Consider the following 13,684-nt stretch of genomic DNA (forward strand, 5'->3'; position numbering starts at 1 on the left):
CCTGCGGATGGCTGGCAGTATCTTTATTTATCAGGTGTTTGCCTTCAACCACCTTCACATCGAACAGGAGTGACAAGAGCGCGCAATCGTTTTGATTGCGCGCCCTGTGTCAATTTCAGCCAAGCTGTCGCAGCAACTCCAGCGAAGGCTCTCCGGTTTCGGGCAGACCCCGGCTGCGCTGGTAGTCGCGAATGGCGGACTCGGTGTTGGGGCCGATGACACCATCGGCACCGCCGGTATCGAAACCACGAGCGGTCAACCGTTGTTGCAGCGCCTTGCGATCGTCGATTGTCATGCCGCGCGCATCCGGTCCGAACGAACCCTGTAGCGGCCCGCCGCCCGCAATTCGATCCGCCAGATGGCCAACCCCGATCGCGTAGCTGTCCGAGTTGTTATAGCGCTTGATGACATCGAAATTGCGGAACACGGCAAAGCGCGGTCCGCCGGGCTGCGGCTGCAACACCCGCAGCGGTGTACCGCTGCTTGCTGCGGCGGAACCGACCTCACCACCCCAGGGCTGAGACCGGACCCAGCCGGACCGGCTGAGATAGGCCGCGGTGGAGGCCAGCGCATCCGCCGGGTCGTCCGACCAGATGTCACGGCGGCCATCGCCGGTGAAATCGACAGCGTAGGCAAGGTAAGACGTAGGAATGAATTGCGTATGTCCCATCGCCCCGGCCCAGCTGCCCGTCATGCGAGAAGCCGGGATGTCGCCATTCTGCAAAATCTTCAGCGCGGCGATCAGCTGGCTTTCGAAAAATGCGCCGCGCCGCCCGTCATAGGCGAGTGTCGAAATAGCCGAGATCACCGGCACGTCACCACGTCTTTCACCATAAAAGCTCTCAAGCCCCCAGACCGCCGTAACAATGTTCGCGGGCACGCCATAGCGCGCCTCGATGGCATTCAGCGTGCTGCGATGCCGTGACAACGCGGCCCGGCCTTTGGAGACCCTTTCGTCCGACGCGGCGATGGCAAGGTAATCCTCCAGCGTGCGGGTGAATTCGGTCTGGTTGCGGTCCCGCTCGATGACCATCGGCATGTACCCGGCCGAGCGGAAAGCCGCGTCGAGCGTGGTGCCGGAAATGCCCTGCGCCGCCGCGCGTTGCCGGAATGAAGCCACCCACGTGTCGTAACCCGCATTGTTTACGGTCTGATAAGTTCGCCCTCCGGTCGGGGCACTGCTGCTGCCGGTGCGTCCAGTGCTGCACCCTGCGAGGGCCGCGCCGGCCAGCCCGGCGATCATGAACCTGCGTGTAATAACCATGCTACCTCTGCTTCTCGGCGGTATTTTCCGCTCTTGCAGCTCAACTCTAGTGGATTGGGGCGCCGGGGCAAGGAGAGGCAAAACCGCTGAGCCGAAGTCAGCTATTCGGGTTCATTGCCTTGACTGAGTTCGTTCAGCAGGTCGAGCAGCGCGTCATAGCGGTCCGGTCCCATGTCCTGACGTATTTCTTCCATCAGCTTCTGGCTGGTCTCGAGATGCGCTTCGATAAGCCGGGTGCCCTTGACCGATATCTTGACGATTTGACGACGCCGATCGTTTTCGTCGGGCTTGCGCAGGATAAGGTGCTTTTCTTCAAGCTTCTGAAGGATGCGCGTCAGGCTCGGCAACAATAGACAGGCCTGTTCCGCTATATGTGTCGGTTCGAGCGCGCCTTTTTCGTCGAGAACGCGCAGGACCCGCCATTGCTGTTCGGTCAGCCCGACATCCGCGAGCATCGTACGGATCGGCGCCATCACCTTTTCCCGCGCCCGCAAGAGCGCGATAGGTAAAGAGCGTGAAGTGGAAAGGCTACGTTGCGACATATGTTACTGTCGCCGATTGGCCGGATTTTCGCAATCTTTCAAAATGATTGATAAAAAGAATTCTGGCCTAGGCAATTGGCGGCCACAATTTTGAAACCGTTGCACCACCTGAGGTCGGAGCTGCACGTATCGGTCGTGCCCTCAGGGGCTTTGCCCCTCTTGGCCTCGCGGCCAATTCACCCCAGGATATTTTGGACCCAAAGAAGTTGTGACGGATTGTTTTTAATCTGAAATGGTGCGGCGTGAAAAAGGAGTGCATTTCTGGTGGAATGGAAAGATTTTGGCGATTGGGGCGGGCGGATATCCGAGTGGGCAGAGGATTATCACCTTAGCGTCGGGGACCGCCCGGTCCGGTCTCGTGTCAAACCGGGGGAAGTTCTTGCGTCATTGCCCGCGGTGCCGCCTGAGCAGTCCGAAGATATGGAGAAGATCTTCGAGGATTTTGAAACCATCGTGATGCCCGGCATCACCCATTGGCAACATCCGAGGTTTTTTGCCTATTTCAATTCCAATGCCGCGCCGGCATCAGTTCTGGCAGAATTCCTGACGGCAGCCCTCTCCCCCCAATGTATGCTCTGGCAGACCTCTCCAGCGGCGACGGAGATGGAGACCTGCATGATGGGCTGGCTGCGCCAGTCTCTGGGGTTACCGGACGGGCTTTCAGGGGTGATACAGGACAGCGCGTCGTCGGCGACGCTGGCAGCGGTGCTGACCATGCGCGAGAGGGCGCTGGAGTGGACAGGCAATACGGCCGGGCTGGCGCGTAACCCGCAGCTGAGGGTCTATTGCTCTTCCGAGGTGCATACATCCGTTGATCGGGCGATCTGGGTGTCGGGCATCGGGTCGGATAACCTTGTCCGGGTGCCGATTTCGGGGGCATGGCGGGGCATGGATCCTGACAAGCTGGAGGCGCTGATCGAAGCGGATCTGGCGGCCGGTCATGTCCCGGCAGGCGTCATACTTTGCGTGGGCGGCACCGGGACCGGGGCGACCGACCCGATCGACGCCTGTATCGCGGTGGCCGAAAAATACGGGCTGTTCGTTCACGTGGATGCCGCGTGGTCGGGGTCTGCGATGATCTGCCCCGAGTATCGCCATTACTGGGAGGGTGTGGAACGGGCCGACAGTATCGTTTTCAACCCGCACAAGTGGCTTGGCGTGCAGTTCGACTGTTCGGCGCATTTCCTGAAATCCCCGGATGATCTTGTGCGAACGCTTGCGATTCAGCCGGAATATCTCAAAACCCACGGAGCAGATGGCATTATAAATTATTCCGAGTGGTCAGTGCCTCTGGGCCGCCGGTTCCGGGCCCTGAAGATCTGGTTCGTGCTGCGGGCTTATGGCCTTGAAGGGCTGCGTGATCGGCTACGAAACCACATCAACTGGAGCGCAGCGCTTCATGATCGGATTGCCTCCACGGAGGGGTTCGAGATCGTGACGCCGCCGATGTGGTCGCTGTTTACCTTCCGGTACTTGCGCGACGGGGTGGACCCTGAGGTCCTGAACCAGCGGCTGATCAACGCGATCAATGACGATGGCCGGATCTATTTGACCCAGACGCGGGTCGACGGTGACCTTGTCATCCGATTTCAGGCCGGGCAGTTCGAGACCACCGAGGAGGATGTGAAGATGGCCTATGATGCGATCGTGGAACTGGCGGAGGCGCTTGAATGACACCGGATGAAATCGAAGACGCCGCCGATACGCTTTTTGCCGCCGAGCATCTGAACAGCCAGACCGGGCTGCTTTCGCGGCGGTTTCCGGGCATGACGATGGATGACGCCTATGCGGTGCAGGCGAGGTTCGTGGCGAAGAAAATCGAAACCGGGCGCAAGAGGATCGGGTGGAAGATCGGTCTGACCAGCCGCGCCATGCAGGACGCGCTGGGCATTGATACGCCGGACAGCGGCGTTTTGCTGGACGATATGCTGTTCGAGGATGGTGCCACGGTGCCGGGCGGGCGGTTCATCCAGCCGAGGATCGAGGCCGAGATCGCCTTTGTGATGAAGGCGCCGCTGGCCGGGGAAAGCGCCACGCGAGAAGAGGTGATCGCGGCGACCGACTATGTCGCGCCCTCGCTGGAAATCCTCGATACGCGGATCTTGCGTGCGGATCCGGAAACCGGCAAGGCACGGGTCGTGACGGATACGATTTCGGACAATGCCGCCAATGCAGGCCTTGTTCTTGGGTCTGAGCGGCATGGCGTAAATGACCATGATCTGGGCTGGGTCGGCGCCATCGTCAGCCGCGACGGGGTCGTCGAGGAAACCGGTCTGGGGGCCGGTGTGCTGAACGATCCAATCACTTCGGTTCTGTGGCTCGCCCGGCGGATGGCCGGCTATGGCCAGCAGATTGAAGCGGGGGATATCGTCTTGTCCGGGTCTTTTATCCGGCCGATAGAGGCAACGCCCGGTTCACATATCACGGCCGATTTCGGACCCTTCGGGTCTGTTTCGGTTTCATTCGACTGACAGAGGAAAACAGATGCCCGCGCCCGAGAATACATTCAAGAAACGCCTGCTTGCCGGTGAGCTCCAGATCGGTTGCTGGCTGGCCACAGGTGACGACTACGTGGCCGAGGTCATGGCTACGGCTGGGTTTGACTGGCTCGTGGTCGATGGCGAGCACGCGCCCAATGATATCCGGTCACTGCGTGCGCAACTGACGGCGCTTGCCGCGAGCGACTCGCATCCCGTCGTTCGGGTGCCGGTTGGCGATACGCGCATCATCAAACAGGTGCTTGATATAGGGGCGCAAACGGTTCTGGTGCCGATGGTCGAAACCGCTGAACAGGCGGCGGAACTGGTGCGCGATTGCCGCTATGCCCCCGGCGGAAGGCGCGGTGTGGGAGCGGCCCTTGCCCGGGCCAGCGGATTTAATGCGATATCCGATTACGTCGGGACGGCGAATGACCAGATATGCCTTCTGGTGCAGGTCGAAAGCGTCTCGGGGATGCAGAATATCGAAGAGATCGCCAGCATCGATGGTGTCGATGGGGTGTTCATCGGCCCTGCAGACCTCGCTACCGATATGGGGTTCACAGGCAATGCCGACGCGCCCGAAGTGCGCGAGGTCATTCGCGACGGTCTGGCAAAGATCGCCGCCGCTGGCAAAGCGCCCGGCATCCTCGCCATGAAGGATGAGATCGCGCGCAGATATCTCGACGAAGGCGCGCGTTTCCTTGCGGTGGGGGCCGATATCATGCTGCTGGCCGCGGCGGCGCGGGGTCTTTCGGCGAAATGGAAATCCTAAACCCGTGATTTCATGCGCGCCGCAGCCTGGGTGTATCCGCCCGCGGCGCCATCAACGAAATGAACATGGTCACCCTTCATCGCAGAGGGTACGATACACGTCATCATCGCCTCGTCCTGCTCAAACAGCCCAAAGTCGATGACATTGCGGTTTTGGGCGTCCACCAACACTTCCTTAAGCCGGGCAAGCGTTGCGCTGTCACAATCCAGCGTCATCTTTAGCCCGTCGTCGAACTTGCGGAAATCCGCGTTTCGTCCGACGCTTTGCCGGTATTCCGCTGGCTTGAAATCTCCGAGTTTGATGCCTGATTTCAGCACGGCCCATGCGACAAAAGTTTCCACCAGCAGTTTGGCCTTGTGCCCCACATAGGATGCCTTGCCGCGAAACGCCTGCACCTCGGTCTCCAGCCCGGCGGGGGGCCAGCTTACGCCAGCTCCGGCGATCGGTACGGGGTGACCGTCGCGCTCCAGCGTATGCGCAATGGCGATGATCGCATCCGCAACCCGGGCGAATTCGGAAGAACCCGCACCCTCGACCGGCTGGACAACGACCGAGACAATCCTGCCGTTACGCGCTCGCATCGGCGCCCATCGACAACTGAGCCCGGTCAGATCGGGCTCGTTGCCCGGCGCAGCAGGGGTAACGGCAAACTCGCCCGCTTTCATTTTCGCTTCCGCCCATGACACCCCGCCACCCGAGAACATGGCATAGTCCACTTCTTCCGAGACCTGATGCCGAGCAACCGATACATCAAAACCTGCGGCACGTATGGTTGAAACCGGGACCATCGCTGCCCTCAGATCAAAGCCAAATGCGTCACGTGCCCAAAGCTGGACGGAAGCAAGCGCCTCGGCGGCGGTTTCCGCGCGTTCAGGCGGAACGGCAAAGGCCGCGCCATCGCCGCCGAAGATATAGGGAAAAGCCTGCCCGTTGCTGGTGTTAAGCTGCGCCGAGATGACTGCCGCGCCAACCATGTTCACGGACTTGTACTTGCCCTCGGCGATAGCCTTGGTCGACCCGACGATATCCGCCGTACCCAGAAGCCAGTCGTCTGGCAGGCGGACATAGCTGGCGGGGTCCGTCAACGCCTCGAACGAGGCGAGCCGGGGCAGGGTGTCGTAAAAGGCGCTCGTATCTTTCATGCCGCCTTGTAACACCGAGTATCTGCAATGGGGAAACACTTGCCAGTCAAATGAAGCGAATGTGTTCTTGCACCCGATTTTGCCCCGTGTAACGTCGCCCGGTCAAAGGAGAGTAATACGAATGCAGACCGGCCTGATCATGCTGTGCCTTGCCTACCTGCTCAGCCAGTTCTTTCGGGCGTTTCTTGCGGTTCTCGCGACCTTTCTGGAGCGCGACCTCGGGGCGGGAGCAGATGATTTGGCTTTTGCATCAGGGCTTTGGTTCCTGTCGTTCGCATTGATGCAATTGCCGCTGGGCTGGCTGCTGGACCGCAGCGGGCCCCGTCGAACGGCCTCGGCACTGCTGCTTTTGGGCGGTGGTGGCGGGGCGGCCTTGTTCGCTCTGGCTACCACGCCTGCGCATGTCAGCGCGGCCATGTTCCTGATCGGCATCGGCTGTGCCCCATGCCTGATGGCCTCATATTACATTTTCGCCCGCGAATACCCGCCCGCGAAATTCGCGACGCTCGGTTCGCTGATGCTGGGCGTGGGCTCGCTTGGCAATCTCATTGCCTCCTATCCCGTGGCGCTTGCGGCGGAAACCATCGGATGGCGCGCTAGTCTCTGGAGCGTTTCGGCGCTCTCCGTGCTTGTGGCGCTGGGCATTTTCCTCAAGGTCCGCGACCCTGCCCCAAGCGACAGCGAAGAGAAAGGCACGGTGCTCGATCTGCTCAAGATGCCAGTTATGTGGGCCATCCTTGCGCTGATGTTCGTGATGTATGCCCCGACCGGTGCGGTGCGCGGTCTTTGGATCGGCCCCTATCTCAGCGATGTCTTCGGGCTTGCGCCGTCGCAGATCGGAACGGCCTCGCTCATCATGGGGATATCGATGATTATCGGCACGCTGACTTTCGGGCCGCTCGACCGGATCTTCGGCACCCGCAAATGGGTCATCTTCGCAGGCAATTTCGGTAGCGCACTGACCATGCTCGCGCTGGCCTTTTTCATTGGCACCAGTGCAACGCTCAGCATCGCCATCATGGCGACGGCGGGTTTCCTTGGCGGCACCTATGCGGTGATGATCGCCCATGGCCGCGCCTTTTGCCCGCCGCATCTGGTGGGCCGGGGTGTGACCCTCGTCAATCTGGCCGGAATCGGCGGTGTGGGATTGATGCAGTTCGTTTCGGGCCGAATTCATGAATCGATGCAGGGAACGGCAACAGTCACCGCGCCTTATGCGACGATCTTTGGGTTCTTTGGCTTCGCCCTGCTGGCCGGGTCGCTGATTTTCCTCTTTGCGAAGGACAACGTGGACTAAGCTTTACGCGGTGCGACAGACCCTATATGAGACCGCTGCCGGTAAAACCCCGGCAGAGATTGGAGAACAATATGGGTTATCGCGTCGTTGTTGCGGGCGCCACGGGCAATGTGGGCCGCGAAATGCTTAACATCCTGGCCGAGCGCCAGTTTCCAGTGGATGAAATCGCCGTACTGGCGAGCCGTAAGTCCTTGGGAACAGAGGTGAGCTTTGGCGACAAGACACTGAAAACCCAGGATCTGGATACTTTCGATTTCACAGGCTGGGACATGGCGTTGTTTGCCATCGGCTCCGATGCGACCAAGACCTATGCGCCCAAGGCGGCCAAGGCCGGTTGTATCGTGATCGACAACTCGTCGCTCTACCGCTACGATTCGGAAGTGCCGTTGATCGTCCCCGAGGTGAACCCGGACGCGATCATGGGCTATTCCAAGAAGAACATCATCGCCAACCCGAACTGCTCTACCGCGCAGATGGTTGTCGCGCTTAAGCCGCTCCATGACCGCGCGCGGATTAAGCGTGTTGTCGTGTCCACCTACCAGTCGGTTTCCGGCGCGGGCAAGGCGGGCATCGATGAGCTATGGGACCAGACCAAATCGATCTACAATCCGGTCGATGACAAGCCGGCTACCAAGTTCACCAAGCAGATCGCTTTCAACGTGATTCCGCATATCGATGTCTTCATGGAAGACGGCTCGACCAAGGAAGAATGGAAAATGGTCGCCGAGACCAAAAAGATTGTCGATCCGTCGATCAAGGTCACCGCAACCTGTGTGCGGGTGCCGGTCTTTGTCGGCCATGCGGAAGCGATCAACATCGAGTTCGAGGACCATCTGGACGAGGACGAGGCCCGCGACATCCTGCGCGAAGCGCCCGGCATCATGGTGATCGACAAGCGCGAAGACGGTGGCTATGTCACCCCGGTCGAATGCGTCGGCGATTTCGCCACCTTCATCAGCCGTATCCGTCAGGATTCGACAATCGATAACGGCCTGAACCTCTGGTGCGTGTCCGACAACCTCCGCAAGGGTGCAGCGCTCAACGCGGTCCAGATCGCCGAGACCCTCGGTACGCGTGTGCTAAAAAAGGGCTAAACCGTTAGCCTGTTCTTAACGGTCGATACGCATACCATGCGCGACATTTAACGTCGCGCATGGGAGCATTCATGGAAGAATTGCATTTCAACTGTCCTGCTTACCTGTCTCAACGCTTCTGGCTTTTATGCTCCGAACGCAAAGAGACGCCGGGCTCTGTCCTTCGCTCCTTCATGTATGAAGAGATCGCAAGGTCCGACGCAAGTTTCATCTATGATCTGAAGGAAGTGACCGGCATGGACGAATGGGCGGTCAGACAGGGCTTAACTCCCGGCAAGAAATAACCCTCGCCGGGCAGGCTTTCCTTATCAGACTGGTACGAAATTCCCGGTCGCAGGTTCGTAATTCGACAACCCGCCTTCGCCGATTTCTGTCCAGAGGCCATGAAGGCTCAGACTACCTTCTTCCACCGCCGACTGGATAAAGGGAAAGGTCATCAGGTTTTCCAGTGAGGTGACGACGGCATGCTGTTCCAGTTGCCGCGCCTGTTCCTTGGGGTCTTCGACCTTTTCGACAAGATTGTACTTCGGACGCAGCAGATCCATCCAGCGCCCGACAAAGCTCTCTTTGCTTTCAAGCTCAGGGGCCTGACCGTTGCACATGTCGATGCAGCCCTGCACGCCACCGCATTGCGAATGGCCCAGCACGACCAGGTGAGAAACCTTGAGCACGGTCACCGCGTACTCGATCGTCGCCGAGGTACCGTGCTGGAACCCGTCGGGTTCATAGGGGGGCACAAGGTTCGCGATATTGCGGTGGATAAAGAACTCACCCTGATCGGCGCCAAAGATCGAGGTCACATGCACCCGGCTGTCGCAGCATGAAATGACCATCGCGCGCGGCCGCTGGCCTTCGGTTGCGAGACGACGATACCAGCCCTTGTTCTCGGCATAAGTGGTCGCTTTCCAGCCATGGTAGCGCTGGACAAGATAGGCGGGCAGGGGCTTGGCATGTTTCACGGAAGAATCCCACTTTCCTACAGGTTTGCCCTCCAGATACAGGGCATTGGCATAAAATTTAAGAGACTAAGTGGCGAATATTCAACCTTATGCAAACTCCGATGGTCCAAGACTGCCCGACGGTTGGGAAGAAACAGATATCTGGGGTGATATTGGTGAGTGATGTTTGTGAGTTAATTCAATTCGAAAACGTGCGGCTGGATCCGGATCGATTAAAGACGCTCTATCATCAGATGGGTGAATCCGGCGCGGAAGAGGTCGTGTGCCGCGCGATCGAGGAACTGGCCGTCCGGCTGAGCCACTGCGAAAGGTTATGGCACAAGCGCGATATCGAGGGTTTACGTAAGAGTGCCCGTTCGCTTGTCGCTATTTCAGAGCAGATCGGCATGACCATGCTGGCTCGTGTGGCGGGCGACGTCACCAAGTCCATCGATCAATACGATCTCGCGGCAATCGGCGCGACGCTCTATCGGCTTCTACGGATTGGCGAACGGTCGCTTGTCGCAGTCTGGGATCTTCAGGATCTTTCCCTCTGAACAGGACTTGCAGCGCGAGCTGGGGCGATTAGGCTGCGCTCAAGAAATGTTTAAGGAAAATGTTTAGAATGCCCCTGAGTTTTGCCGAGCCGGTAGAATCCGCTATCCCCCTTCATATCGTCGAAGGAAATACCATTGACGCATGGCTATCCGACAAACCGGCCGATGTTGCGGAGTGGGTGCGTCTCAACGGGTTCGAAGGTGGCATCGGGCAGGTGCTGGTCGTGCCATCGGGGCCCGACCGTCCTATTTCCGCGCTCGTCGGCTATGGGACTGCCGCCAAACGAAAAAGAGGCAGGTACGCGCTTGCTTCCGCTGCCGCGAAATTGCCCGAGGGCGTGTATCGCATCGCATCGGGCGCCCCGGAAACCGGTCTTGAGACCGAATGCCTTGGTTGGCTGCTCAGCGCCTATCGTTTTGATCGTTATCGCAAAAAATCGTCGAAACCGGCCCGACTGATCGCGCCGGATGGTATCGACGCCAAGCGGGTTGAAATTATCGCGGCAGGCGAAGTTCTGCTGCGTGATCTGATCAATACGCCAACGTCTGACATGGGTCCCGACAAGCTTGAAGAGGCGGCATCTGCGCTCGCTTCGATGCACGGCGCACAGTTTTCCTCGATTGTCGGTGAAGACTTGATCGATCAGAATTTCCCGATGATTCACGCCGTTGGTCGCGCATCCGAAACGCCGCCGCGGCTGGTCGAATTCAAGTGGGGCAGCACGGGGCCTAAGCTGACGCTGGTCGGCAAAGGCGTCTGTTTCGACACAGGCGGGCTGGACATCAAGCCGCCGTCGAACATGCTGTTGATGAAAAAGGACATGGGCGGCGCGGCCAATGTGCTGGGCCTTGCACATATGATCATGGCGCTGAACCTGCCGGTGCAGCTTCGGGTGTTGATCCCGGCCGTGGAAAATTCGATTGCGGGCAATGCCTTCCGGCCTGGCGATATCCTGATGTCGCGCAAGGGGCTGACGGTGGAGGTGAACAATACCGATGCCGAAGGCCGGCTTGTTCTGGCCGATGCGCTGGCGCTCGCGGAAGAAGGCAGGCCGGATCTGGTGATCTCGATGGCGACGCTGACAGGGGCCGCGCGGGTGGCGGTAGGTCCTGATATTGCACCGTTTTTCACCGATGACAGCGATGCAGCGACGGCGCTGTCGCGGGCTGCCAGCCGCGTGGATGACCCGGTCTGGCAATTGCCCTTCCATGAACCCTATGAGGAGCTGATCGAACCTGCCTATGCCGATCTCGACAACGCGCCGTCGGGCGGGTTTGCCGGAGCTACGACCGCCGCGCTCTTTCTGCGGCGCTTTGCGGGAGAGCCCCGTTACATGCATTTCGACATCTACGGTTGGTCGCCGACGGATAGGCCCGGTCGCTCCAAAGGTGGCACCGGTCAGGGCATCCGCGCGCTTCTCGAAGCCATGCCAGAGCTGCTGAAGCTGTGAGCGACCGGCGCAGTCACTTTGCCAACGCGCGCGTCGCCCATAGCAGCCTGCGCGGGCATGTCGAGGCCGAGCGATTTACCGATGGCACTTGGATGCGGGTGACCAAACCGGTTGCCGATCTGCTCGCCGCGCCGGGCAGCGCTGGGCCAGACCGGCAGGTAATCTGGGGGGAGCCATTCCATGTGCTGGAAATCCACGAGGGTCTGGCCTTTGGGCGCTGCGGTTTGAACGGACATGCGGGCTATCTCTCCGAGCAGGCGCTTGGCGAAGCGGACACACCCACTCACCGCGTCAAGGTACGGCAAACGCTGGGCTTTTCCCGTCCCGACTTCAAGGACCCGCAGCCGGTCGGCCTTAGCATCGCAAGTCGTTTGCGCGTGACCGGCGAGACGGGCCGGTTTCTGGAAACCACAGACGGGATGTTCATCCCAAAGGCGCATCTCGCACCGCTGGACACGCCCGAAAGTGATCCGGTTGCCGTGGCAGAAAGGTTGGTGGGGACGCCCTACCTGTGGGGCGGAAACAGCCATCTGGGGCTCGATTGCTCGGGTCTCGTGCAGGTTGGGATGCAGGCTTGCGACCATGCCTGTCCTGGCGACAGCGACCAGCAGCTGGCGCAGCTTGGGCCATTATTGCCAGAAGGGACGGAGGCTTGCCGAGGTGATCTCATGTTCTGGAAAGGGCATGTGGCCTGGGTTGCGGGGCCAGACATGTTGTTGCATGCGAATGCCTATCACATGGCGGTGGCGTACGAACCGCTGAAAGAGGCAATCACCCGGATCATCGATCAGGGCGACGGGTCCGTGATCGGGCATATCCGGCCTTTGGAATAGGGCAAAAATCGCGGTGCACAAGCCGTGCACCCCCTGTACACCCCCCGTACAGCGGATCGGCACTATTTGACGGCGCGGATCAGTTTCTTTTCCAGCACGCGCAGCACGGATTTCAGATCGGCCCCGCGTTTGAGGATCTGGCCGTCCATCCCCACGACCGCGTACATGCCCTGTCGGTTGCGCAGCTTGGGATGCTTTTCGATCCGGTAGAGCGGATTTTCCGCCGTTCGCCGGAAGACCGAGAAAATTGCCGAGTCGCGCAGCGAGGAAATACCATAATCCCGCCATTCGCCCGCGGCCACCATACGTCCGTAAACTGAAAGAATGGTCTGCAACTCGCGCCGGTCAAAGGACACCTGTCCAGGGATACCGGTGAACGAGCTGGGAGGATGAATTTTCATGTATCGAGATTTGCCCCAAATGGCTGACAAATCAAGCCTCTTGCAGCCCGCCAAATCGTCGCGCCAGCCTTGCATCGGCGGGCGGCATCGGCGCGAGATCGCCATCGGCGCTGTCGAGCCAGGTTTCGGCGGCGGGGGCAAGCCTGCGATAGGCTTGCGCAACGGCGAGGCGCGGGTTCTTCAGCGGCGCGTCTGCAGGCATCAGTTCCGGGGCGATGTCACCATAGCGAAGGGTGATCCGTCGCCAGCGGTGGATCAGCAAAAGACGTGAAGCGGCGGCGTCGAGATCGCTTTCCAGCCGTGCGGATTCCAGCGCTTCGAGGTCATCGCGCAATCCCTCCAGCGCATGGCGATGCCCTTCACCGAGGAGCGTGGCGCGGTAGCTTTCACTGATCGTTTCGATCGACCCGGTCAGGCGCAAGTCGGCGGGAGGGATGTCCGCGTCCGCCGGGCTAAGTTCGATCTGTTGGATGCCATCCGCAGCGATGTTCAGCGTCATTGCCCATCGGGATACGGGCACGGTCTGCGGCGCGGCATAGATCTGCGTTGTCGCGGGGGCGAAGCGATCAAGCCCCTGCTCGCTGAGCCGATAGAGGCTGAGCCGGCCGGAGCGGGTGCTGGTCACCCAACCGTCGCGGTTCAGACGTGACAGGGCGGTGCGCAGGGTGCCCTGTTCAATCCCGACCCGATTGAGCAATGCGCCAAGCCGTGCGGTCGATATCTCGCCGCCCCGGTCCTGCACAAGATCCCCAAAAGCGGTGATCACGAGCGACCAGACCCGCAGGCGGCCCTGATTGTGCAAGGCATTGATCAAAGGGGAAATAGGGTCGCTCATAGGCGACTGTCATAGGGTCAGCCCAAGTTTCGCACAAGGGTGAGGCGGCGGGCAAAGGGTGTAGCGTTGCCCGCCGAA

General features: G+C 60.0%; 15 protein-coding genes. 9 read left to right on the plus strand and 6 right to left on the minus strand.

Annotation, left to right across the window (positions count from 1 at the left end; translation table 11 throughout):
* Window positions 1-115 precede the first annotated feature (115 nt).
* Both MF268_RS21345 and hpaR read right to left on the minus strand, forming a co-directional pair.
* The gene (locus tag MF268_RS21345) at window positions 116-1,264 is read right to left on the minus strand and encodes a lytic murein transglycosylase (RefSeq protein WP_238372883.1); all 1,149 of its coding nucleotides are present in this window, start codon (window positions 1,262-1,264) and stop codon (window positions 116-118) included.
* A 101-nt stretch (window positions 1,265-1,365) separates the two neighbouring features.
* Window positions 1,366-1,806 carry a homoprotocatechuate degradation operon regulator HpaR gene (gene hpaR, locus MF268_RS21350; protein ID WP_238372884.1) on the minus strand — a complete coding sequence of 147 codons (441 nt, stop codon included), beginning with the start codon at window positions 1,804-1,806 and terminating at the stop codon, window positions 1,366-1,368.
* A 264-nt stretch (window positions 1,807-2,070) separates the two neighbouring features.
* Between hpaR and MF268_RS21355 the strand changes: the two genes are divergently transcribed.
* From MF268_RS21355 to MF268_RS21365, 3 genes are read left to right on the plus strand one after another with little or no spacing between them, the layout of a single operon-like run.
* Window positions 2,071-3,480 (plus strand): pyridoxal phosphate-dependent decarboxylase family protein, encoded by a 1,410-nt coding sequence (locus MF268_RS21355; RefSeq protein ID WP_238372885.1) that lies wholly within the window; start codon window positions 2,071-2,073, stop codon window positions 3,478-3,480.
* Window positions 3,477-4,277, plus strand: a complete 801-nt coding sequence (hpaH, locus tag MF268_RS21360; protein ID WP_238372886.1) for a 2-oxo-hept-4-ene-1,7-dioate hydratase — start codon at window positions 3,477-3,479, stop codon at window positions 4,275-4,277. Before MF268_RS21355 ends, hpaH begins: the two co-directional genes overlap by 4 nt.
* 13 nt (window positions 4,278-4,290) lie before the next feature.
* The gene (locus tag MF268_RS21365; protein WP_238372887.1) at window positions 4,291-5,058 is read left to right on the plus strand and encodes an aldolase/citrate lyase family protein; all 768 of its coding nucleotides are present in this window, start codon (window positions 4,291-4,293) and stop codon (window positions 5,056-5,058) included.
* Here the strand turns inward: MF268_RS21365 and MF268_RS21370 are convergent.
* Window positions 5,055-6,200 (minus strand): DUF3095 domain-containing protein, encoded by a 1,146-nt coding sequence (locus MF268_RS21370; protein ID WP_238372888.1) that lies wholly within the window; start codon window positions 6,198-6,200, stop codon window positions 5,055-5,057. The genes MF268_RS21365 and MF268_RS21370 overlap by 4 nt on opposite strands.
* Window positions 6,201-6,321: 121 nt before the next feature.
* On the opposite strand from MF268_RS21370, the gene MF268_RS21375 reads away from it, so the two are divergent.
* From MF268_RS21375 to MF268_RS21385, 3 genes are all read left to right on the plus strand, one after another.
* Entirely contained in the window at window positions 6,322-7,497 is a 1,176-nt protein-coding gene (locus MF268_RS21375) for an MFS transporter (RefSeq protein ID WP_238372889.1), read from the plus strand.
* 71 nt (window positions 7,498-7,568) lie between these two features.
* A complete protein-coding gene (locus MF268_RS21380) occupies window positions 7,569-8,591 on the plus strand; it encodes an aspartate-semialdehyde dehydrogenase (protein ID WP_238372890.1) in 1,023 nt (340 codons plus the stop codon).
* 71 nt (window positions 8,592-8,662) lie between these two features.
* Window positions 8,663-8,875: a hypothetical protein gene (locus tag MF268_RS21385; protein WP_238372891.1), complete on the plus strand. Its 213-nt coding sequence runs from the start codon at window positions 8,663-8,665 to the stop codon at window positions 8,873-8,875.
* A gap of 24 nt (window positions 8,876-8,899) precedes the next feature.
* Here MF268_RS21385 and MF268_RS21390 read toward each other — a convergent pair whose 3' ends face one another.
* Entirely contained in the window at window positions 8,900-9,550 is a 651-nt protein-coding gene (locus MF268_RS21390) for a carbonic anhydrase (RefSeq protein WP_238372892.1), read from the minus strand.
* Window positions 9,551-9,696: 146 nt separating this feature from the next.
* Between MF268_RS21390 and MF268_RS21395 the strand changes: the two genes are divergently transcribed.
* The 3 genes from MF268_RS21395 to MF268_RS21405 all read left to right on the plus strand — a co-directional run bounded on the left by MF268_RS21395 (window position 9,697) and on the right by MF268_RS21405 (window position 12,370).
* Window positions 9,697-10,086, plus strand: a complete 390-nt coding sequence (locus MF268_RS21395) for a hypothetical protein (protein WP_420485454.1) — start codon at window positions 9,697-9,699, stop codon at window positions 10,084-10,086.
* Window positions 10,087-10,154: 68 nt separating this feature from the next.
* Window positions 10,155-11,537, plus strand: a complete 1,383-nt coding sequence (locus MF268_RS21400; RefSeq protein ID WP_238372893.1) for a leucyl aminopeptidase family protein — start codon at window positions 10,155-10,157, stop codon at window positions 11,535-11,537.
* A complete protein-coding gene (locus tag MF268_RS21405) occupies window positions 11,534-12,370 on the plus strand; it encodes a C40 family peptidase (protein WP_238372894.1) in 837 nt (278 codons plus the stop codon). The genes MF268_RS21400 and MF268_RS21405 overlap by 4 nt, the downstream gene beginning before the upstream one ends.
* A gap of 62 nt (window positions 12,371-12,432) precedes the next feature.
* Here the strand turns inward: MF268_RS21405 and MF268_RS21410 are convergent, their stop codons facing one another.
* Together MF268_RS21410 and MF268_RS21415 are read right to left on the minus strand one after the other, a co-directional pair.
* Window positions 12,433-12,771 (minus strand): DUF2794 domain-containing protein, encoded by a 339-nt coding sequence (locus tag MF268_RS21410; protein WP_238372895.1) that lies wholly within the window; start codon window positions 12,769-12,771, stop codon window positions 12,433-12,435.
* Window positions 12,772-12,802: 31 nt separating this feature from the next.
* Window positions 12,803-13,606, minus strand: coding sequence for a PaaX family transcriptional regulator C-terminal domain-containing protein (locus MF268_RS21415; RefSeq protein ID WP_238372896.1), 804 nt, complete (start codon window positions 13,604-13,606; stop codon window positions 12,803-12,805).
* Between the last annotated feature and the right edge of the window lie 78 nt (window positions 13,607-13,684).

The sequence above is a fragment of the Heliomarina baculiformis genome (assembly GCF_019966545.1).
In the GTDB taxonomy this organism is placed as follows: Bacteria; Pseudomonadota; Alphaproteobacteria; order Rhodobacterales; family Rhodobacteraceae; genus Heliomarina; species Heliomarina baculiformis.